The sequence below is a fragment of the Rhizobium sp. WSM4643 genome (assembly GCF_025152745.1).
In the GTDB taxonomy this organism is placed as follows: Bacteria; Pseudomonadota; Alphaproteobacteria; order Rhizobiales; family Rhizobiaceae; genus Rhizobium; species Rhizobium leguminosarum_I.
Genome location: NZ_CP104040.1, coordinates 492,797 through 512,843 on the forward strand (window position 1 = coordinate 492,797; position 20,047 = coordinate 512,843).

Sequence of the window (20,047 nt, forward strand, 5' to 3'; positions counted from 1 at the left end):
GGTCGCGTGGAGCACCATGCCGCCGGCCTCTACGTCCGTGCTCGGAGACCGTCGACAATAGGGGCTGTCAGAGCGATTCCGGGGAAGCGGAACCGCTTTGTGTCAGGCTCAGTACTGATAGTCCTCGAAGACCGGTTCCACGGAGCCGTGCCAGCGGCCGTGATAGAGTGCCAGCAGATCCTCGGCGAGCGTCGCCTTCTTGGCAAGCACTTCTTCGAGCGGCGCCAGGAAGATGCTCTCGTTCTGGCCTTCCCCGTTGAGCCTGCCGCGCGCCTTGAGGCCGGCCCTCGAAATACCGATCACCTCGCGGGCCATGTCGAAGAGCGGGTGTCCGCGAAACTGAGCCGTCAACCCCTCGGCGGGAACGGCATTGCGCAGTGCCTGGACCTCGGCAAAACTCCAATCCTTCGTCAGTTCGTCGGCGGCATCGAGTGCCGCATCGTCGTAGAGCAGGCCGACCCAGAAGGCCGGCAAGGCACAGATGCGCCGCCACGGGCCGCCGTCGGCACCGCGCATTTCGAGGAAACGCTTCAGCCGCACGTCGGGGAAGAGTGTCGAAAGATGGTTGGTCCAGTCGCCCATGGTCGGCGCCGGATCGGCGACCTCGCCCTTCAATGCGCCGTTCATGAACTGGCGGAAGGTGACATGGGTGCAGTCGTGATAGCGGCCGTCGCGGACGATGAAATACATTGGCACGTCGAGCGCCCACTCGGCATAATCACGGAAACCAAAATCGTCGCGGAAGGTGAAATCGAGCAGGCCCGAGCGCCGGTTGTCGACATCGCGCCAAATATCGCCGCGCCAGGAGAGCAGCCCGTTCGGCTTGCCCTCGGTGAAGGGCGAGGATGCAAAGAGCGCGGTCGCCAGCGATTGCAACTTCATCGAGACGCGCATCTTCTTGCGCATGTCGGCTTCCGACGAGAAATCGAGGTTCACCTGGATCGTGCAGGTGCGGTACATCATGTCGAGACCCTGGGTGCCGACCTTCGGCATATAGCGGGTCATGATCTCGTAGCGTGACTTCGGCATTTGCGGGGTTTCCGCATAGGTCCATTTGGGACTGCCGCCGATGCCAAGGAAGCGGATGCCCATCGGTTCGGCGATTTCGCGCAGCGTCGCCAGATGCTGGTTCGATTCCCGACAGGTCTCATGGATCGTCTCCAGCGGTGCGCCGGAGAGTTCGAACTGGCCGCCGGGCTCGATCGAGATCGCGCCCATGCCGTTCTGCTCGGCAAGCCCGATGATGTTGCCGCCGTCGATGATCGGCTCCCAGCCACTTTTTCTCTGCAAGCCGGTCAACAGGGCCGAAATGCTGGCATCGCCGAAATAGGGAACCGGGCTGTTGTCGGCGCGGAAGAAAGCGAATTTCTCGTGTTCGGTGCCGATCCGGAAGCGCTCCCGCGGCTTGTTGCCCGCGGCGATATAATCGGTCAGATCCTGGACCGAAGAGAGCGGTGTCTGGTCGGTAGTGTCGCGGGCCATGCGGGATACCTGTATTCAAAAAGGCGCCCAGGGGGCCGGGCAATTGGAAGGCTGATTTGGACCCAAGCCACCTATGTTGCAAGTGAAATTCTTTCAACGACGCATCAAAAAAATAGCGCCGGTTTCCATGTCAACCCGTTTTCCAAGTCAGTTCCAGTCGCCGATTGCCGCCTGTACCACCGCCAGGGCCGCGACAGCTGCCGTATCGGCCCGCAGGATGCGCGGTCCGAGCGGAATGGCGGTGACGAAATCGAGGCTTCGAAGCCGTGCCCGTTCTTCCTCCGAAAAGCCGCCTTCCGGCCCGACCAGCAGGGCGAGATGTCTTTCCCGGACCGCCGATAGCACCGGCAGCGGGTTCTGCCCGGCATCGCCCTCGTCGCAATAGATGATGCGGCGCTCGCTCGGCCAGCGGTCGAGCAGGTCGAGAAGCCTCACCGGCTCGGCCACATCGGGAATGCCGAGGATGCCGCATTGCTCCGCCGCTTCGACGACATTGGCGCGCAGCTTGTCGAGATTGGTGATCTTGCCCTGCACGTGTTGGGTCATGACCGGCTGCAGCAGGCCGGCGCCCATTTCGACCGCCTTCTGCACGAGGTAGTCCATGCGGCCGACTTTGAGCGGCGCAAAAAGATAATGCAGGTCGCAAGGCTGCGGCTGCGGCCGCGTCTCTTCGGTTGCCGTCAAAAGGATACGTTTGCGCGTCGGGAAGGAAAGGGCAGCCTTCCACTCGCCGTCGCGGCCGTTGAAGAGCAGGATCTCTGCACCTTCCTCCATCCTCAGGACGTTGGAGAGATAGTTGAACTGATCGGCATTCGCTTCTACGACGGCGCCGCTCGTAAGCGGCGCATCGACGAAAAGCCGTTGCATGCGGAAATTGGCGCGCATTTAAAAAACTCGGGGTTTCAGACGAAGATCGCGAACATAACCCAATAAATCATTGCCGCAAGCGCACCTGAAACCGGCACGGTAACGATCCAGGCGGCGACGATCGTCATGAAATGCGAGCGGCGCACGAGATAGCGCCGGCGCGTCTCATAGATGTTCGGCTCTTCCGGCTCGTCGATATCGAAGCTCTCGGCCTTGCGTCTGATATAGGCGATGCGGGTCTTCGAATGGCGCGTGTACCATTCGCGGAAGAATCCGACGCCGAAGACGGCGCCGACGGCGATATGCGTGGTGCTGACCGGCAGGCCGAGCCAGGAGGCGACGATGACGGTAAAGGCGGTCGACAGCGCGACGCAATAGGCTCGCATCGGATTAAGCTTGGTGATCTCCTCGCCGACGAGGCGAATGAGGCGCGGTCCGAAGAGCAGCAGCCCGACGGAGATGCCGAGGGCGCCGATCAGCATCACCCAGAGCGGCGGATGGCCGACGCCGCCGTTGCCGCCGATACCGACCGATTGGACGATCGCCGAAAGCGGCCCGATCGCGTTCGAAACGTCGTTTGCGCCATGCGCGAAGGATAGCAGCGCCGCGGAGCCGATCAGGGGCAGCCGGGACAGCGTCCGCAATGAGCTGTTGCGGTTTTCGAGATCCTGCGCTTGGGCGAGCACGAGCGGCCGGGCGGCAAGCCAGCTCACCAGCCCGATGCCGATCCCGACGAGGAGGACGGTCAGCGGCTGAAACCTGCCCGGGGGTGACAGTTGCAGCACCATATAAGCCATGAAACCGCCGGCCATCACCGCGACCAGGACCGGCACCCAGCGCCGCGCGGCTGCGAGCTTGTCGTCGCGATAGATAATGAAGGTCTTGACGAAATAAAGCAGCCCGGCGGCGATCAGCCCGCCGATCAGCGGCGAGGTAATCCAGCTCGTTGTGATCTCTAGTATCACACGCCAGTTCACCGGCTCCGGCCCGACGGCTGAGATGCCGGCGCCGATCACCGCCCCGACGATCGCATGGGTGGTGGAAACCGGCGCCTTCATCCAGGTTGCAAGATTGACCCAGAGGGCAGCGGCCGTCAGCGCCGCCATCATGATCCAGCCCGTCATCGCCTGCGGCACATGCACCGTATCGACAAGGTTTGCGGAAATCGTCTTGACGACGTCGCCGCCGGCGACCGTGGCGCCAAGCACCTCGAAAATCGCGGCGATGACCAGCGCCTGGACCATCGTCATGGCGCGCGCGCCGACGGCGGCACCAACATTGTTGGTCACATCATTGGCGCCGATATTCATCGCCATGTAGCCGGCAAGGGCTGCCGCCGCCACCACGAGAACCGCTCCCGGCTGGTCGAACACATAGACACCGGCAAAGAGCATGGCCAGACCGACGAAGATCAATCCGAGACCGGGCGTCACCAGGCGCCGCAAAACATGCTTTGCCGCGTCCTCGACATGGGTGATCTTGTCAAGGTCCTTGTCGAGCGTGCGTTTCGTGAGAACTACGGGACGTGGCGGCATTCTTTTTCCTGAGAATAAAGCTGCTTCTACGCTGCTTTCTTAGCAGCGCAAGATGGCAGGATTCATTCCGCTGGAATTTGCTTCGCCGCCTTGGCCGAAAGCCTGTCGGTCATCCTTTGCTTGAAGGCGAGGAAAAGGTGGCGGAGCTCCGGTTCACGCACGCGCGTCGCCGCCTCATCAAGCGAAACCCATTCAATGCGGCGCTCGCCTTTTTCCTTGAAATTCTTCGCCATCTCGGTGACTTCGAGGGCATAGACCTGCACCTTGCAGATCACCTGCACTCCGTCGCGCAGCACCTTCGGATAGCTATAGGCGCCGAGCGTCTCGGTTTCGACAACGCCGCGGACGCCCGCTTCTTCGAAGGCTTCCTGCATCGCGACCTCATGGGCGCATTTGCCCGTCATCGGCCAGCCCTTGGGAATGACCCAGCGGCCGGTGTCGCGGCTGGTCATCAATAGCACCTCGACCTCGCCGCTCTTCTTCTTTGCCCGATAGCAGAGGGCGCCGTATTGCTGTCGCGGCGGTCGCCGGAACATCAGTTGCACATCGGAAGCCAGTCGGGCCAGAAGAGTCAATGGTCGGGTCACCTTCGCAGTCGTCGTTAGGAATCACTCATATACATATATCACGGAAAGCTTACGCAATCCAAAAGGCCGCAGAACGATTTGCACCGCGATTAACGCCGTTCATAGGGAAATCGAGGCCGGACAGGTCCGGAAAATCCGTCACGCCCTGTCTCGAATGCGTCACATTGCACAGCTGTACAATATGGCGTGATCTTGCCTTTCGTTCAATGGCGAGATCTAGTGGTCAACCGTGATTTTTTGAATGTCGTCCTCATGCGTCTGCCACCGCTCAACGCCATCCGCGCCTTCGAAGCCGTCTGTCGTCACGGCAGCATTCTGAAGGCTGCCGAAGAGCTGAATGTGGTGCGTGGCGCCGTGCGCCAGCAGATCGACACGCTGGAGAATCATTTCGGCCGCAAGCTCTTCACGCGTGACGGCGGCAGGCTGGTCCCGACCTTGCAGGCCAGGGCTTTTGCCGAAGCTTCGAGTGCGGCTTTCGACATTCTGCAGCGCGCCGCTTCGGAACTTGAAGGCGCCGCGCCGAGCCGTATTCGGCTCGGCGTGCCCTCAGCCTTCGCGGTCTGGTGGCTGATGCCGCGTATGGCAGACATGCAGGCGAGCCTCGGCGATACCGTCGACATCGTGCCGATGACGATGGTCGAGCCGCTGCGGGTGCACCCCGAATTGGACGCTGTGATCATGGGCGGCGAATACCGGCCGGCGGCAGGCATTTCGGCCCTGCGGTTCATGGAGGACGAGTTCGGCCCGGTCGCGACGCCTTCGCTTGCCGCGACACTGTCCAAGGACCCAGCGGCGATGAGCGCGCTGACGATGCTCGCCAGCCGCAGCGTTCCGAAGCTCTGGGACGAATGGTTTGCCGAAAGCGGCACGCCGCCGGTCGTCTTTTCCCGCGTCCAGGAATTCGAGGATCTGCTGCTGGCGCTGGGTGCCGCCCGCTCCGGGCTTGGCATCGCGCTTGCGCCACGCGCTTCGATCGAGGACGATCTTCAGCGCGGGTATCTGGTCGCGCCCTATGGCTTCATCTCCCGGCTGCCGGGTTACAGCCTCTGCTGCCGTACGCCGGATGCGAAGCGGCCGGCCTTTGCGGCTTTGTCCGGTTGGCTGCTCCGTTGCGGGATGTCGGGTTGAAGGGGCGTGGCGGTTCGGACCCAATCAAGACCCCTCCCCAACCCCTCCCCACAAGGGGGAGGGGCTTAACCTGCCGCACTCGTTTTTTCCAGATCTGCGACGTTTCGAGTGGAAAGAGGCGGGCGCTCCGGCTTAGTCCCTCCCCCTTGTGGGGAGGGGTTGGGGAGGGGTCTTTCGCAAAGGTGGACGGGGAACGGAGAGGGCGCGGAATGTCCATTCGCCCCGTAAACTGGGGTCCGAAGGACGGGTCGAGACCTGTGGCTCGACCCCGGTCGGTGCCGGCAGGCGGATGAGGGGCACCGACACCGGCCTGAAACGGCAGATTTTCTGCTCCTTCGTCAGAATTACTTCCATATTCGCAGCCCTGTTGCTCCGCTAAAAACAGCACGATACGCAAATAGGAAGAGACAATGGAAAAGACCGCAACCCGCATCGACTGGATCGGCAACGGCTGCCGGCTGCTCAAGGCGACGGCGGCCGAATTCGAGCGGACGCGTCCTTTCGAGGGCCTGTCGATCGGCACCGGCATTCACCTCGAGCCGAAGACGGTGGCGCTGCTGATGACGCTTCGCGCCGGCGGCGCACGTCTCGTCTGCACCGGCAATCTCAACAGCACCCAGCCTTCGACAGTCGAGTTCCTGCGTTCCCAAGGCATCACTGTTTTTGCCACGCAGACGACCGATCCTGCCGCTCATCAGCAGAGCCTCGAAGCAGTCATTGCTGAAAAGCCGGATCTGCTGCTCGACAATGGCGGCGATCTCTTCGCCATCGCGGCGGAAAAACCCTATGCCAATCTCCGCGGCGGTACCGAGGAAACCACCTCGGCCCGCACCCGCCTGCTGCCGCTGCGCGAGCGGTTGAACATGCCGATCCTCGTCATCAACGACAGCCCGATCAAGCAGTTCGCCGAAAACAGGCATGCCGTCGGCCAGAGCCTGTTTGAAAGCTATCTGCGCTTCACCAACCGCTCCACCAACGGGAAGCGCGTGACGGTGTTCGGCTACGGCGCCTGCGGCAAGGGCACGGCCGCCTGTTTCCGCAATGCCTTTTCTACCGTCAGCGTCATCGATATCGATCCGGTGACGACGCTCGAAGCTCATCTCGACGGTTTCACCACACCGCTGCGCGACGCGGCGATCCGCTCGGCCGATATCATCGTCACCGTCACCGGTTTTGCCGGCATCGTGACGGCAGCCGACCTGCCGCTCGTCAAGGACGGCGCGATCCTGATGAATGGCGGCCATTTCCCGCATGAGATCGATGTCGAGGCCTTCCGCCGCCACCCCGATGTCATCGGCATCGATCGCTACGACGCCGATCATATCGAGACCTTCCATCTGAGCGACGGTCGTTCCTTCCACGTGCTCGGTGGCGGCCACATGGCCAATCTCGCCGGCCCGCGGCCGCTCGGCAATACCGTCGAGTCGATGGATCTCGGCTTCACCCTGCAGGCCCGCTGCCTGGAACGCATCGCCAGGGGTGAGGCGGGTCCCCAATCCTGCCTCGTGTCCGTGGCCGCCGATATCGATGCGATGGTTGCGAACGCCTATCTCGATCTGGCGCGTTGATTCCTTCGACCGACCGAGATCAGTCGATCTCGACGACGAGCTTTCCGTCCGCCTTCCGGTCTTCGATCAGCCGATGCGCCTCATCTGTATCGGCAAGGCTGAAGCGGCGCGGGTCGAGCTTCGGCATCACCTTGCCGGCTTCGGCGAGCTTCGTCATCTCACGCATGATTTCACCGTGATGGGCGCGTCCCTCGCCGGTCAGAAGCGGCAGCAGCGTGAAGACGCCGGAATAGCTGGCGGCCTTGAAGGAGAGCGGCGCCAGCGCGTGGCTTCCCCAGCCGAGGCAACTCACGACATGACCGAACCGGCTGACGGCTCGGAATGCCGTATCGAGCCCCTGGCCGCCGACCGTATCGTAGACCAGATCGAAACCCCTGCCGCCGGTGTGTCCTGCGACGTAGGTTTCCACCGTTTCCGCATCGCGATCGATCGGCGTTGCACCAAGGCCGGCGAGATAGTCCGCTTTCGAAGCGCTGTCGACGACATAAACCTCGGCTTCCACAGCCTTGGCGATCTGCGCGACGATATGGCCGACACCGCCGCCGCCAATCACGAGAACCTTCTGGCCGGCCTTGACTGCGGCGCGGTCGACCAGCCCTTCCCAGGCGGTGATCGAGATCAGCGGCAGGGCGGCTGCCTCGCGCATCGACAGATTCTGCGGCTTTGGCGCCAGCAGCGCGGCGTCGACTGCAGCAAATTCGGCAAGCGATCCCTGAATGCCGCCGACCCCGCCGGTCATGCCGTAGATCGCGTCGCCCTGGCGGAAACCGCTGACGCCAGCCCCGATCTCTTCGACGATGCCGGCCATATCGATGCCGACAATGGCGGGAAGCGGATGGCGGGCATGGGCCGCATTGCCGGCCCGGATCTTGAGGTCGAGCGGATTGACGCCGCTTGCCTTGATGCGCACCAGAACCTGGCCTGCGCCGGGAACCGGTTTTGCAATATCGGCGACGCGCAATGGCGAATTCGGCGCTTCAGCCAGCAGCGCTTTCATTGTTGATTGTACAGACATCGAACTCTCCTTCGTTTGCATCGTGGCGTCCGTAGCGCGCCGCAGCAAGTTGTTCTGGAAGAAGATGGTTCATTGAAACACGAATGAAAATGAAAGATAAAGACTGAAGTCCATGCATTTTTGTTTGGCGGATGCTAGAGCCCTTCCGGGTTAGATTGCAGCATTCTGTTGGCTCAAACGGAGTCGGATGGTCGACCGGCCGGCGCGTGTCGTAGCCCAGCCCTACGGCCAAGCTGGCCGGTCGATCAGCCGGCCCGTTTCAGCCAACCTTCCCGCAGATTTGCCTGGCAAATCTGCAAGACTCAGAATCGCCGGGCGCACGTATCGCTTCGCCATGGCGAAGCGGTGCGGCCGGTGGGCCGGGCATCTTTGCGCCAGGATCAAAGGCGATCGGCTCGGACGTACCAAGGGGTATGCCCTTCGCCAATCGCCTCTGCCCTGACGAAAACCTGCTCCGGCAGAATGCTTCAATCTAACCCGGAAAGGCTCTAGCGATGGAATGGAGCGACCTCAAACTGTTTCTGGCGATCGCGCGGTTCGGCACGCTGGGGGCAGCGGCCCGCAGCCTCGGACTGACGCAGCCGACGATGGGCAGGCGGCTGCGTGCCCTTGAAACCTCTCTCGGCCAGACGCTCTTTCAGCGCACGACCGATGGCTTCGTCCTGACGGATGAAGGCGCGGCCGTGTTCGCCGGCGCCGAACGCATCGAAGAGGAGGCGCTCGCCATGGAGCGGAGCCTTGCCGGCGGCAGTCGTCAACTCGATGGTTTTCTGAGGCTATCCTCATCCGACTGGTTCGGCGCGCATGTGCTTTCGCCGGTGCTGGCGGAATTCTCGCAAGTCCATCCGAAGGTGGTGGTCGAATTGTTGACCGACAGCCGGCTTCTCAGCCTGTCACGACGCGAAGCTGACCTCGTCTTCCGCATCCAGCCCTTCGCGGAAGCGGAGGTCATATCGCGCAAGCTCATCCATATCGAATACGGCCTTTATATCAGCCGCGGCGCGCTGCACCCCGAAGCCGGCGACGGAGCGGGCGCCCGCCTCGTCACCATGGACGAGGCTTTCGGCGACATGCCTGATGTCGGCTGGCTGCGTCGCCTGTTGCCGCGGGCCGAGATCGTCATGCGCAGCAACAGCCGCGATGTGCAGGCGGCGCTCTGTGCCAATGGCGCCGGGCTCGCCGTCCTGCCACGGCCGCTCGGCGATTCGCATGCTGCCATCGAACTGGTCGATCTCGGTGAACCGCCGCCCGGCCGCGACACCTGGGTCGGTTATCACCGCGACATGAAGCGCTTAGCACGGCTGCGCGCCCTGCTGGACCTCGTCATCGAGAGGCTGGCGCGCTGAACCGGCGCAGCGATCAGCGCTCCCAATAGGGGACGGGGCCATAAAGCCCTGCCAGATAGTCGATGAACAACCGCACCTTGGCGAGCAGGAATTGCCGGCTGGGATAGACGGCCGACAGCGCGACATTGTGCGAGCTTTCATAGCCCGGCAGTACCTGCACCAGCCGGCCGGCTTTGAGCTCTTCACCGATGTCCCAGGTGGAGCGCAGCGCGATCCCGAGGCCGGCGATCACAGCCTCGCGGATCACCTCGCTGGAATTGGTGATCAGCATGCCTTCCGGCCTGAGACTCAGCGCCCCGTCCGGCCCGTTCAGCCGCCAGGTGTCGTTATTGTGGGCCGGCAGGCAGCGGTGGCGTTTCAGCTCGTCGATATGCTTCGGCTCGCCATGCGCCGCAAGGTAATCCGGCGAAGCGCAGAGCAGCCGGCGCACCGGCGCCAGCCGGCGGGCAACGAGGCTCGAATCGGTGAGTTCGGCGATGCGGATCGCCAGATCGAAACCGCCGCCGACGATGTCGCTGAATTCGTCGGTCAGCACCAGGTTGATCGCCAGCTCCGGATGCGTCTCCATGAAAGCCTTCAGATGCGGCGCGATATGCATGCGCCCGAAGGAGGTCGGGGCCGAGATCTTCAGCGTGCCGTGCATCTGCGCCGAACGGCCGGAAATATAGAATTCCGCCTCCTCCAGCCCGGCGAGAATGCCGAGTACGCGGTCGTAGAAGCCCTGTCCGGCTTCCGTCAGCGAGATTTGTCGCGTCGTGCGCTGTAGAAGCCGCGTGCCGAGCCGATCCTCCAGCCGCTTGATCCGTTTGGAGACGACGGCCGGGGAAAAGCCGAGTGCGCGGCCGGCGAGCGACATGCTGCCTGTCGAAACGACCTTGGCAAAGATTTCGAGATCACCCAGATTGGTCATAAGGTTTGTGACTTTTTCCCCTTTTGGCATAAGTGCTTAGCATTTGCGCCACTTTCGGGAAAGTGCTAAGCCGATCTATCGGCGGCAGGGAGGTTCGCGGCCGGTTTCCGCTGTCATCTTCCCGCTGTCATTCCCCTCGTCAGGGCCAGGGAGAACGCCATGTCCGACGCCATTTCGTTTCTCGAGCCCCGTGCCGATGTCTTGGCACGGCGCGCCCAGATCGTTGCCGATCTGACCGATCTTCTGACGCCGGAATGCCTGGTGCATGAGGCGCGCGAGCTGGTGCCGTTCGAGACCGACGCTTTCGTGTCCTACCGCCGCCTGCCGCTTGCCGTCGCCCTGCCGCGCACCACGGCCGAGGTTTCGGCCATCATGCGCTATTGCAACCGCTACGGCATTCCCGTCGTGCCGCGCGGCGCCGGCACCTCGCTCTCCGGCGGCGCTATTCCGCAGGAAGATGCCGTCGTGCTCGGCCTGTCGAAGATGAACAGCATCCTCGAAATCGATCTGCCGAACCGCGTCGCCGTGGTTCAGGCGGGCGTCACCAATCTCAATATTTCCGAATCCGTCTCCGCGGACGGCTTTTTCTATGCGCCTGATCCGAGTTCGCAGCTCGCCTGCACCATCGGCGGCAATATCGGCATGAATTCCGGCGGCGCCCACTGCCTGAAATACGGCGTCACCACCAACAATCTGCTCGGCGTCAGGATGGTGCTGGTCGACGGCACGGTGATCGAACTCGGCGGCAAGGCGCTGGATTCGGCAGGTTATGATCTGCTTGGCCTCGTCTGCGGCCACGAGGGCCAGCTCGGCATCGTCACCGAGGCGACGGTGCGGCTGATCGCCAAGCCGGAAGGCGCGCGCCCCGTGCTCTTCGGCTTCGAGAGTTCGGAAGAGGCCGGCGCCTGCGTTGCCGATGTCATCGCCGCCGGCATCATCCCGGTCGCGATCGAATTCATGGACAAGCCGGCGATCGAGATCTGCGAGGCCTTCGCCCATGCCGGATACCCCCTCGATGTCGGCGCGCTTTTGATCGTCGAGGTCGAGGGGTCGGAAGCGGAGATGGACGCGACGCTGAAGGACATCGTCGAGATCGCCCGCCGGCATGCTGTCAAGACCGTACGCGAATGCCAGTCGGCGACCGAGGCGGCTTTGATCTGGAAGGGCCGCAAATCCGCGTTCGGCGCCACCGGCCGCATCGCCGACTATATCTGCATGGACGGCACCGTGCCGCTCAGCCAGCTCTCCCACGTGCTGAAGAGGACTGCCGAGATCGTCGATCATTATGGCCTGCGCGTCGCCAATGTCTTCCATGCCGGCGACGGCAATATGCATCCGCTGATCCTCTTCAACGCCAACGATCCCGAAGATGCCGCCCGTGCCGAGGCGGCCGGCAACGATATTCTGAGGCTCTGCGTCGACGCCGGCGGCTGCCTCACCGGCGAACATGGCGTCGGCATCGAGAAGCGCGACCTGATGCGTCATCAATATTCGGAGACCGACCTTGCCCAACAGATGGCGGCGCGTGCCGCCTTCGATCCCGGCTGGCTCCTCAATCCGTCGAAGGTCTTCCCGCTCGAAGGGCGCCCCGCGGCATGATCGACCTGATGCCGACGAGCGAGGAGGAGGCGGCAGCGATCGTCCGCGCCCATGCAGAGACCAGCCGGCCGCTCGCAATCTGCGGCGGCGATAGCCGCTCGGGCTTCGGCAATGCGGTTATCGCCGAAGACCGGCTGCGCTCGACCGGGCTTTCCGGCATCGTCGCTTATAATCCCGGCGAAATGGTCATGACCGTCCGATCCGGCACACCGCTTGCCGAGGTCGAGGCGGCACTTTCGGAGAGCGGCCAGATGCTCGCCTTCGAGCCGATGGATCATCGCCCTCTCATGGGCACATCGGGCGAGCCGACCATCGGCGGCGTCTTCGCTGCCAATGTCTCCGGTCCGCGCCGGCTGATCGCGGGTGCTGCCCGCGACAGCCTGCTCGGTGTGCGCTTCGTCAACGGCAAGGGTGAGATCATCAAGGCCGGCGGCCGGGTGATGAAGAACGTCACCGGCCTCGATCTCGTCAAGCTGATCGCCGGCTCGCACGGCACGCTGGGTTTCCTCACCGAAGTCACCTTCCGCGTGCCGCCGCGCCCGAAGACGGAGCGGACGGTGGTACTATCAGGCCTTAATGACGCCGAAGCGGCGAACGCCATGGCGGCGGCGATGGCCCTCCCGGTCGAAGTCTCGTGCGCGGCGCATCTGCCGCTGACGGTGACCTGGAAATTCCTCGCCGGCAAATTGCCCGAGGGCGAGGCGACGGTTCTGCGCATCGAAGGCTTGCCGGGCTCGGTCGACGTGCGCATTGAAAAGCTTGCCGCGGCAATGTCGGCCTTCGCCATCGTCACGCGGCTGGAGCAGACGGAAAGCCACAGGCTGTGGCAGGAAATACGTGACGTACTGCCCTATGCCGACGGCACGGCGCGGTCGGTCTGGCGTGTCTCGGTCGCCCCCGGCACCGGCCATCAACTGGTCGCAGCCCTCCGCCTCGAGGCCGGCATCGACGCCTTCTATGACTGGCAGGGCGGCCTCGTCTGGATGCGCATGGAGGCCGGCCCCGAAGCCGAGCAGGTCCGACGCTACATCAAGGCGCTCGGCGGCGGCCACGCGACGCTGATCCGTGCATCGGGTGAGGCGAGGGCGGTTACATTGGCCTTCCATCCCGAGCCCGAGGCGGTGGCGATGTTGTCCCGGCGGGTGAAGGAAAAGTTCGATCCGATGGGGATTTTTAGTCCGGGGAAGATGGGTGGCTGAGATGTTGATTTCGAGCTATCTGGGAATATCGGCGTCGAGAGATGGCACTGCGGCTGGACTTGCTCCCTCTTCTCCCCAGCGGGGAGAAGGTGGCCCGAAGGGTCGGATGAGGGGGGCGGCGCGGCAAATGTCATCTTCGCTTGTCGCTCAGATGCTCGCTCCTTTCGTCGCTCGCCCCCTCATCGCCTCACTTTGCTCGGCACTTCTCCCCGCGGGGGAGAAGAGGGAGCAAGTGGCTACCGCGTCGCTCCAACCTTATGAAACCCGGCTGGAGACTACGTGATGCAAACCAACTTCACCCCGACCCAGTTGCTCGATCCTGATGTCGCCGAATCCGAGCAGATCCTGCGCAAATGTGTCCATTGCGGTTTCTGCACCGCCACCTGTCCTACCTATGTGACGCTCGGCAACGAGCTCGACAGCCCGCGCGGCCGCATCTACCTGATCAAGGACATGCTGGAAAACGGCCGGCCCGCCGACGCCGAGGTCGTCACTCATATCGACCGCTGCCTCTCCTGCCTTGCCTGCGTCACCACCTGTCCCTCCGGCGTCGATTACATGCATCTGGTCGATCACGCCCGCGCCCATATCGAAAAGACCTACAAACGGCCGTTCATGAACCGGCTGACGCGCGCCATCCTTGCCGCCGTGCTGCCCTATCCCGGCCGCTTCCGCCTGGCGCTCAATCTCGCCCGCCTCGGTCGGCCCTTCGCCGGCCTGATGCGGGGTGGCGCGCTGAAACCCTTCGCCGCCATGCTGGCGCTTGCGCCGCGCCGCATCCCCGCTGCTTCGCCTTTCGCAAAACCCGGCAGCTACCCGCCCGAGACGGAACGGCGCGGCCGGGTGGCGATCCTTTCCGGCTGCGCCCAGCCGGTGCTCGATCCCGGCATCAACGCGGCGGCGATCCGGCTGTTGACGCGCCTCGGCGTCGAGGTCGTGCTGCCGGAAGGCGAGGTCTGCTGCGGCTCGCTGGTCCATCACATGGGGCGCGCCGAACAGGCGCTCGAAAGCGCCCGTGCCAATGTCGATATCTGGACGCGCGAGATCGACGGGCAGGGCCTTGATGCGATCATCATCACCGCCTCGGGCTGCGGCACGACGATCAAGGATTACGGTCACATGCTGCGCCTCGATCCCGCCTATGCCGAAAAGGCGGCCAGGGTTTCGGCACTGGCCAAGGACGTCACCGAATATCTCGCAACCCTCGACCTGCCGGCACACATGCCGAAGGGCATCACGGTCGCCTATCATTCCGCCTGTTCCATGCAGCACGGCCAGCGGATCACGCTCGCGCCGAAGCAATTGCTGAAAGCGGCGGGCTTTGCCGTGCGCGATCCGGCCGAAGGCCATCTGTGCTGCGGCTCTGCTGGCACCTACAACATCATGCAGCCGGAAATCTCAGCGGCGCTGAAGGCGCGCAAGGTCAAGAACATCGAGGCGACCAAGGCCGATATTATCGCCACCGGCAATATCGGCTGCATCACCCAGATCGCCACCGGCACCGGCATGCCAATCCTCCATACGGTCGAACTTCTCGATTGGGCCTATGGCGGCGCTGTGCCGGAAAAATTAACAGGTTTGCCGTTAGGTTGAAGCTTGCGAAGGCCCGTCGGGCCGGTCTCGGGAGTTTAGACGATGTGGCGGGGAATGATTGTACTTGCGGGACTGCTCGGTGCGGCAGGCACTGCCCATGCCGACAGTCGTTACTTCTGTTCCGCCGATGACAAGGAAGCGCGCTTCACGCTGGAAAGCGGTTTCGAAAGTACCGCCGGCCACAAGCTCAATCATTTCCGCGGCGCGCTCATCGTCAAGGAATCAACCGTATTCGGAAAGCGTGTTTTCGAATCGCAGCACCTGACCAATCACTGGTCGCGCGACGGTGAACTGCTTATGGAGGTCTTTGACGGCGGCGAAGATGATACCGGCGGAGCAACACTGGATCTGGTGGTCGTCGCTGGCGAGCGCGGCAAGCCGGCGGCAAATTTCAGCGGCACCTATTCCCTGACGATAGCAGGCGGCGCAAAGCCCTATGCCGTCGAGGGCAAGGTCAGCTGCGGCACCAAATAGAGCAATTTCAGGAAAAGTGCGAAGCGGTTTTCCGTCCGGAGTTGCGTAACAATAAAAGGTTAGAGCGGTTCTGCGCTTCTATGCGCTGAACCGCTCTAACACCGCAGCCGAAACTTATTCTTACCAGTGGAATGAAACGCCGACGTTGACGGCATTCGTGAAGATGTTGGTCTTCAGGTCGACGCCGCTGTCGATCGGAACGTCGATGCGCGAATAGGTGCCCTTGTATTCGACGAAGGTCGACCAGCGCTCGGTCACCTTGAAGTCGACGCCGGCCTGGGCCTGCAGCGTCACGCCGCCGAATTCATAGGCCCAGGTCTTGCCCTCAGGGCGAATCACTTCGACATGCGGAATGTTCACGCCGATACCGGCGCCGAGATAGGGCGTCCAGCGGCGGGTCGGATCCTGGAAACGGTAGAGACCATTCAGCGTGATCAGGTTCAGGCCGTCGGTGAATTCGAAATGCGACCAGCCGGTCTTGGCCAGCGTATCGTCGTCGGCATAGACCTTGTCATGGGTATAATCGAGCGAGATACCCCAATTCGGTTTGTTGAAGTTCTCGAGCCACCAGGTGACGCGGCCGCCGTAATAGGGCGGGGCGCCGAAGGACTTGCCTTCCCAGCCGGCGGTGAAATGCGTGCCGTCGGAGAGATCGACGCCGCTATGCGGTGCGGTCTGGTAGCCGCCGTAGACGGAGAATTGCAGATCTTCCGCCGAGGCGGTAACTGCCGAACAGATTGTCAAAAACGCGATGCCCGCAAGCAGTGAAGCGGAGGAACGCAGCGCATATGTCATTGAATAGCCCCGATATTGCAAATGTGTCGACTCTTAGGCAGGTTTGCCAGCTTTCGGCCGCAAAGTCTAAGCAAAACAAAAGGCGCGTCAGAATGCGCCTTTCGTTTTTTTTGAGAGTGTTGCTCAGCCGCCAAACATCGTGCGCAGCACGTCGATGCCCCGGTCTTCAAACGCGACCTTGCCCTGCCGGTTGCCGGGGCCGATGACGATCACCTTGGTGCCGACAGGCGCGCGATCGTAGAGATGCGTCACATCCTCGTTCATCATCCGGATGCAGCCCGAAGACATGTTGAGGCCGATCGTCCAGGGCTGATTGGTGCCGTGAATACGGAAGATCGTGTCACGGCCGCCCTGGTAAAGATACATGGCGCGGGCGCCGAGCGGATTGTCCTCGCCGCCTTCCTGGAAAGCAGGAATCATATGTCCCTTGGCGGCTTCGCGGCGACGCATCTCTGCCGGCGGCGTCCAGCCCGGCCATTCGGCCTTGCGGCCGATCTTGACGACCCCCGACCAGCCGAAGCCGTCGCGGCCGACGCCGATGCCGTAGCGGGTGGCGCGGTTGTTGCCTTCGACGAGATAGAGATATTTGTTGTTGGTATCGATGATGACGGTGCCGGCGGCTTCCGTCGTCACCAGCCGCACTTTCTTGCGCTTGAACTGCGGCTTCACGTATTTCGGCATCTGCGCCACGCGCACGATCTGTGCCGGGGCCCGTGCATTGTCGGGCGCGGAGCCGGCAGGCGCTGCAAAGGCGGATGTAGACATCAAGGACAGGACAAGTCCGGCAGCAGCCAGACCCGGCATTAGTTTGATCATGATCGATTCCCCTCAAGCAAATCCGCTCGAAGCTACATGAACTTCTGCCTGATTCAAGATCGGCGTGGCCGGATACAGCAATTTTGGAGAAGGGGAGCCGGCTGTTCTTGCGGCTCCGACTGCATGATTTATCCGCAAATCGAAATCGACTTTAGGAAAAATCATGCAGCAATTTAAAGGTTACATCTGAAAAGACACGTGGCGCTGCAAGTATTGGCCCGCCTTTACATGACGATGACGCGGGTTCCCACACTGACGCGGTCATACAGGTCGACGACGTCTTCGTTGCGCAGGCGAATGCATCCGGAGGAGACGGCGCTGCCGATCGACCAGGGCGCGTTGGTGCCGTGGATGCGGTAAAGCGTCGAGCCAAGATACATGGCGCGGGCGCCGAGCGGGTTTTCTGCGCCACCGTCCATGCGCGCCGGCAGGTAATGGCCCTTGGCGGCCTCGCGGCTGATCATCTCGGAAGGCGGCGTCCAGTCCGGCCATTCGGTCTTGCGGGTGATCTTGTGAGCGCCTGCCCATTCGAAGCCCGGCTTACCGACGCCGACGCCGTAGCGGCGCGCCTTGCCGCCTTGCATCACCAGATAGAGGAAGCGGTTGTTGGTATCGATGACGATCGTGCCGGGCTTTTCCGCGGTGTCGTAGTCAACCATCTGTGGCAGGTATTGCGGTTCGATCGGATGGCGGATCGACGGGATGCCGGGATTGATCGCCGAAACGGTCTGCGGTGACAGCTGCGGCGCCTGGCGCAGCACGCGGCGCTGGAAAAGGCCGCGCTGCTGCGGCTGGATGACCGGCCGCTGGTAGACGACGGGACGAACCGTGCCGCCGCCCAGCTGGTTGATCCAGGGCGCGGTCAGATCGGGGCTGAGCACGACGGGCGGGCGGGTGGCGTAGCGGTCGTCTGCAAGGGCGGCCGTGGAGAAAAGGCCGAAGAGGGCTGCGGCAAGAACAAGCTGTTTCATCATCGGACGAACTCTCTACAAATGACCGAAAATGCGCTGGCGGGACATGTCCGCCCGGGCGGAGATGTTCCGCCCGGGAAAGACGCTGCCATCCAATCCGCCAGCGAATGGTAAAGATCGATTCATGAAAAGCCGACCGATCGGATAAACTTTTCGTCAGGGTTACCGTTCGGTTTGGAAAGACGGTTTGCAAATGGTAAGGCCGGAATCAAGACCGGAGAACGAAGCGGACCCCCGCAGAATGAAGGATCATGAGCGCGACAGGCATCATCATCGGCGAGGACGGCAGGAGCCGCTGCCACTGGCACGCCAATCTGCCCGACTATCTCAGGTATCATGACGAGGAATGGGGCCGCCCCGTCACCGACGACGTCCGCCTCTTCGAGAAGATCTGCCTCGAAGGTTTCCAGTCCGGCCTTTCCTGGCTGACCATCCTGCGCAAGCGCGAGAATTTCCGCGCCGCCTTTTCAGGTTTCGATTTCGAGAAGGTCGCCCTCTTCGGCGAAGGCGATGTCGCGCGCTGCCTTGCCGATGCCGGCATCATCCGTCATCGCGGCAAGATCGTCTCGACCATCAACAATGCCAAGCGTGCAATAGAACTCAGGGACGAATTCGGCTCGCTCGCCCATTATTTCTGGCGCTACGAACCCGACCATAACGAGCGGCCGGCAGTCGTCGATCGTGATCACATCGTCGCCAATCCGACGACGCCGACATCCGTGGTCATTTCTAAGGATCTGAAGAAACGCGGCTGGACCTTTGTCGGCCCGACCACAGTTTATGCTTTCATGCAGGCGATGGGTCTCGTCAACGATCATCTGGAAGGCTGCTTCTGCCGGCCCGAGGTCGAGGCGATGCGCACCGCCCTGGTTCGCCCATGAAAGATTACTCCGTGAGAACATTGATCGCCGCCGCCGCCCTTTTCCTCCTGACGGTCTCCGCCATGGCGCAGACGCCGCAGCTCGATCCCGGAGAGAAGCTGGAGAAGCTGCAGTTTCCGGCCGTCACCATGCAGTTGAAGGGCTGGACGAAGTTCGGCAATGGCCATGTCTATACGCTGCCGGTGCGCGCCGGCCAGCACATGAAGATCAGTTTTTCCAGCAAGAGCAAATTTGCCTTCCTGGCGATCTTCGACCTGTCGAAACCGGATGACGAGGCCTTCTTCGGCACCGACGAGGACGGCATGAGCTTCGAGACGACAGTCAAGGAAAACGCCACCTGGCTGCTGCGTCCCTATTATTCCAAGGTCTCGCCTCGACGCGGCCTCGGCGCTCCCTTCAGCATCCTGATCGAGCCGCTGGCGGCTGCCTCGCAGCAGCCGAAACCGCCGGCCGAGCCGGAGCGCCCGTCGCTATTTCCAAAGGCGCCCGCCAAGCAATGAGATAAGAGCTGCAAGCGCAGCTTATGAAAGGCGGTCGATCAGGTCGCGCAATTCGCCGAGATGGCCGATCTTGCGGAAACGTGGCGCTTCCGTCGGCTCGTCGACATGTTCCAGCACCCAGGTCAGTTCGTGTGGCACGAAGACGCCGTAGCTGCCGGCGGCAAGTGCCGGCACGATGTCGGATTTCAGCGAATTGCCGACCATCATCGCCCGTTCCGGCCCGTCGCCGACCTTGGCGAAGATGCGACGATAGGTGACGGCCGTCTTGTCGGAGACGATCTCAACGGCATCGAAGAAGTCGCCGAGCCCGGATTGAGCGAGCTTGCGCTCCTGATCGAAGAGATCGCCCTTGGTGATCATGACAAGCAGGTACTTGCCGGCAAGCGCCTCCAGCGTATCGCGCACATGCGGCAGGGTCTCGACCGGATGGTTAAGAAGATCCCGGCCGGTATCGAGGATCTTGGCGATCACGCTCGCCGGGACCTTGCCCTCGGTGATTTCGATCGCGGTCTCGATCATCGACAGCGTGAAGCCCTTGATGCCGAAGCCGTAGTGGCGAAGGTTGCGTTTCTCGGCCTCTAGCAGCCGTTCGGAAATCTTCGGTCCTTCGGCGAAATCGGCAAGAAGCCTGGTGAAATGCGCTTCCGTCAGCCGGTAATATTGTTCGTTCTGCCAGAGTGTATCGTCGGCATCGAAACCAATCGTGGTCAGTGGTCGCGTCGTCATATGCGTACCTCTAGAGCATATCGCGCAAAACTGTGCCGCGGTTTTGCGATAACGA

19 protein-coding genes are annotated in these 20,047 nt (G+C 62.5%); 9 read left to right on the forward strand and 10 right to left on the reverse strand.

Annotation, left to right across the window (positions count from 1 at the left end):
• Positions 1-108: 108 nt before the first annotated feature.
• The 4 genes from N1937_RS02425 to N1937_RS02440 all read right to left on the reverse strand — a co-directional run bounded on the left by N1937_RS02425 (position 109) and on the right by N1937_RS02440 (position 4,459).
• A complete protein-coding gene (locus N1937_RS02425; protein WP_260057366.1) occupies positions 109-1,482 on the reverse strand; it encodes a glutamate--cysteine ligase in 1,374 nt (457 codons plus the stop codon).
• A 147-nt stretch (positions 1,483-1,629) separates the two neighbouring features.
• Positions 1,630-2,367 carry a 16S rRNA (uracil(1498)-N(3))-methyltransferase gene (locus N1937_RS02430; RefSeq protein WP_260057367.1) on the reverse strand — a complete coding sequence of 246 codons (738 nt, stop codon included), beginning with the start codon at positions 2,365-2,367 and terminating at the stop codon, positions 1,630-1,632.
• Between the two features lie 17 nt (positions 2,368-2,384).
• Positions 2,385-3,884 carry an inorganic phosphate transporter gene (locus N1937_RS02435; RefSeq protein WP_260057368.1) on the reverse strand — a complete coding sequence of 500 codons (1,500 nt, stop codon included), beginning with the start codon at positions 3,882-3,884 and terminating at the stop codon, positions 2,385-2,387.
• Positions 3,885-3,946: 62 nt separating this feature from the next.
• A complete protein-coding gene (locus tag N1937_RS02440) occupies positions 3,947-4,459 on the reverse strand; it encodes an NUDIX hydrolase (protein ID WP_222281647.1) in 513 nt (170 codons plus the stop codon).
• A 264-nt stretch (positions 4,460-4,723) separates the two neighbouring features.
• On the opposite strand from N1937_RS02440, the gene N1937_RS02445 reads away from it, so the two are divergent.
• Complete coding sequence (locus tag N1937_RS02445) at positions 4,724-5,599, forward strand: LysR substrate-binding domain-containing protein (protein ID WP_441005655.1); 876 nt, start codon at positions 4,724-4,726, stop codon at positions 5,597-5,599.
• Positions 5,600-6,009: 410 nt separating this feature from the next.
• Positions 6,010-7,167: an adenosylhomocysteinase gene (locus tag N1937_RS02450; protein WP_260057370.1), complete on the forward strand. Its 1,158-nt coding sequence runs from the start codon at positions 6,010-6,012 to the stop codon at positions 7,165-7,167.
• 19 nt (positions 7,168-7,186) lie between these two features.
• Here N1937_RS02450 and N1937_RS02455 read toward each other — a convergent pair whose 3' ends face one another.
• On the reverse strand, positions 7,187-8,182 hold the full coding sequence (locus tag N1937_RS02455) for a zinc-dependent alcohol dehydrogenase family protein (RefSeq protein WP_260057371.1): 996 nt from the start codon (positions 8,180-8,182) through the stop codon (positions 7,187-7,189).
• 494 nt (positions 8,183-8,676) lie between these two features.
• Between N1937_RS02455 and N1937_RS02460 the strand changes: the two genes are divergently transcribed.
• Positions 8,677-9,528, forward strand: a complete 852-nt coding sequence (locus tag N1937_RS02460) for a LysR family transcriptional regulator (RefSeq protein WP_260057372.1) — start codon at positions 8,677-8,679, stop codon at positions 9,526-9,528.
• A gap of 13 nt (positions 9,529-9,541) precedes the next feature.
• Here N1937_RS02460 and N1937_RS02465 read toward each other — a convergent pair whose 3' ends face one another.
• Positions 9,542-10,438: a LysR family transcriptional regulator gene (locus N1937_RS02465; protein ID WP_260057373.1), complete on the reverse strand. Its 897-nt coding sequence runs from the start codon at positions 10,436-10,438 to the stop codon at positions 9,542-9,544.
• A gap of 159 nt (positions 10,439-10,597) precedes the next feature.
• Between N1937_RS02465 and N1937_RS02470 the strand changes: the two genes are divergently transcribed.
• The 4 genes from N1937_RS02470 (at position 10,598) to N1937_RS02485 (ending at position 15,303) form a co-directional block, all read left to right on the forward strand.
• Positions 10,598-12,037: an FAD-linked oxidase C-terminal domain-containing protein gene (locus tag N1937_RS02470; RefSeq protein WP_260057374.1), complete on the forward strand. Its 1,440-nt coding sequence runs from the start codon at positions 10,598-10,600 to the stop codon at positions 12,035-12,037.
• Positions 12,034-13,236 (forward strand): FAD-binding protein, encoded by a 1,203-nt coding sequence (locus N1937_RS02475; RefSeq protein ID WP_260057375.1) that lies wholly within the window; start codon positions 12,034-12,036, stop codon positions 13,234-13,236. The genes N1937_RS02470 and N1937_RS02475 overlap by 4 nt, the downstream gene beginning before the upstream one ends.
• Positions 13,237-13,518: 282 nt before the next feature.
• A complete protein-coding gene (glcF, locus tag N1937_RS02480; RefSeq protein WP_222296587.1) occupies positions 13,519-14,829 on the forward strand; it encodes a glycolate oxidase subunit GlcF in 1,311 nt (436 codons plus the stop codon).
• 42 nt (positions 14,830-14,871) lie between these two features.
• Positions 14,872-15,303 (forward strand): hypothetical protein, encoded by a 432-nt coding sequence (locus tag N1937_RS02485; protein ID WP_017967162.1) that lies wholly within the window; start codon positions 14,872-14,874, stop codon positions 15,301-15,303.
• 120 nt (positions 15,304-15,423) lie between these two features.
• Here N1937_RS02485 and N1937_RS02490 read toward each other — a convergent pair whose 3' ends face one another.
• From N1937_RS02490 to N1937_RS02500, 3 genes are all read right to left on the reverse strand, one after another.
• Positions 15,424-16,098 (reverse strand): outer membrane protein, encoded by a 675-nt coding sequence (locus N1937_RS02490; protein WP_017967163.1) that lies wholly within the window; start codon positions 16,096-16,098, stop codon positions 15,424-15,426.
• Positions 16,099-16,221: 123 nt separating this feature from the next.
• Positions 16,222-16,914, reverse strand: a complete 693-nt coding sequence (locus N1937_RS02495; protein ID WP_017967164.1) for a L,D-transpeptidase — start codon at positions 16,912-16,914, stop codon at positions 16,222-16,224.
• 224 nt (positions 16,915-17,138) lie between these two features.
• On the reverse strand, positions 17,139-17,888 hold the full coding sequence (locus tag N1937_RS02500) for a L,D-transpeptidase (protein ID WP_260057376.1): 750 nt from the start codon (positions 17,886-17,888) through the stop codon (positions 17,139-17,141).
• A gap of 248 nt (positions 17,889-18,136) precedes the next feature.
• Here N1937_RS02500 and N1937_RS02505 point away from each other — a divergent pair, with 248 nt between their 5' ends.
• Positions 18,137-18,766 (forward strand): DNA-3-methyladenine glycosylase I, encoded by a 630-nt coding sequence (locus N1937_RS02505; protein WP_260057377.1) that lies wholly within the window; start codon positions 18,137-18,139, stop codon positions 18,764-18,766.
• On the forward strand, positions 18,763-19,266 hold the full coding sequence (locus N1937_RS02510) for a hypothetical protein (RefSeq protein WP_260057378.1): 504 nt from the start codon (positions 18,763-18,765) through the stop codon (positions 19,264-19,266). The genes N1937_RS02505 and N1937_RS02510 overlap by 4 nt, the downstream gene beginning before the upstream one ends.
• 21 nt (positions 19,267-19,287) lie before the next feature.
• Here N1937_RS02510 and N1937_RS02515 read toward each other — a convergent pair whose 3' ends face one another.
• Positions 19,288-19,992, reverse strand: a complete 705-nt coding sequence (locus N1937_RS02515; protein ID WP_017967168.1) for an HAD family hydrolase — start codon at positions 19,990-19,992, stop codon at positions 19,288-19,290.
• Between the last annotated feature and the right edge of the window lie 55 nt (positions 19,993-20,047).

What these genes read in the sequence shown, in the direction of transcription:
- N1937_RS02425 (WP_260057366.1), bottom strand. Translation starts at nt 1,482, where the DNA reads ATGGCCCGCGACACTACCGACCAGACACCGCTCTCTTCGGTCCAGGAT.
- N1937_RS02430 (WP_260057367.1), bottom strand. Translation starts at nt 2,367, where the DNA reads ATGCGCGCCAATTTCCGCATGCAACGGCTTTTCGTCGATGCGCCGCTT.
- N1937_RS02435 (WP_260057368.1), bottom strand. Translation starts at nt 3,884, where the DNA reads ATGCCGCCACGTCCCGTAGTTCTCACGAAACGCACGCTCGACAAGGAC.
- N1937_RS02445 (WP_441005655.1), top strand. Translation starts at nt 4,724, where the DNA reads ATGCGTCTGCCACCGCTCAACGCCATCCGCGCCTTCGAAGCCGTCTGT.
- N1937_RS02450 (WP_260057370.1), top strand. Translation starts at nt 6,010, where the DNA reads ATGGAAAAGACCGCAACCCGCATCGACTGGATCGGCAACGGCTGCCGG.
- N1937_RS02455 (WP_260057371.1), bottom strand. Translation starts at nt 8,182, where the DNA reads ATGTCTGTACAATCAACAATGAAAGCGCTGCTGGCTGAAGCGCCGAAT.
- N1937_RS02460 (WP_260057372.1), top strand. Translation starts at nt 8,677, where the DNA reads ATGGAATGGAGCGACCTCAAACTGTTTCTGGCGATCGCGCGGTTCGGC.
- N1937_RS02465 (WP_260057373.1), bottom strand. Translation starts at nt 10,438, where the DNA reads ATGACCAATCTGGGTGATCTCGAAATCTTTGCCAAGGTCGTTTCGACA.
- N1937_RS02470 (WP_260057374.1), top strand. Translation starts at nt 10,598, where the DNA reads ATGTCCGACGCCATTTCGTTTCTCGAGCCCCGTGCCGATGTCTTGGCA.
- N1937_RS02475 (WP_260057375.1), top strand. Translation starts at nt 12,034, where the DNA reads ATGATCGACCTGATGCCGACGAGCGAGGAGGAGGCGGCAGCGATCGTC.
- glcF (WP_222296587.1), top strand. Translation starts at nt 13,519, where the DNA reads ATGCAAACCAACTTCACCCCGACCCAGTTGCTCGATCCTGATGTCGCC.
- N1937_RS02485 (WP_017967162.1), top strand. Translation starts at nt 14,872, where the DNA reads ATGTGGCGGGGAATGATTGTACTTGCGGGACTGCTCGGTGCGGCAGGC.
- N1937_RS02490 (WP_017967163.1), bottom strand. Translation starts at nt 16,098, where the DNA reads ATGACATATGCGCTGCGTTCCTCCGCTTCACTGCTTGCGGGCATCGCG.
- N1937_RS02495 (WP_017967164.1), bottom strand. Translation starts at nt 16,914, where the DNA reads ATGATCAAACTAATGCCGGGTCTGGCTGCTGCCGGACTTGTCCTGTCC.
- N1937_RS02500 (WP_260057376.1), bottom strand. Translation starts at nt 17,888, where the DNA reads ATGATGAAACAGCTTGTTCTTGCCGCAGCCCTCTTCGGCCTTTTCTCC.
- N1937_RS02505 (WP_260057377.1), top strand. Translation starts at nt 18,137, where the DNA reads ATGAGCGCGACAGGCATCATCATCGGCGAGGACGGCAGGAGCCGCTGC.
- N1937_RS02510 (WP_260057378.1), top strand. Translation starts at nt 18,763, where the DNA reads ATGAAAGATTACTCCGTGAGAACATTGATCGCCGCCGCCGCCCTTTTC.
- N1937_RS02515 (WP_017967168.1), bottom strand. Translation starts at nt 19,992, where the DNA reads ATGACGACGCGACCACTGACCACGATTGGTTTCGATGCCGACGATACA.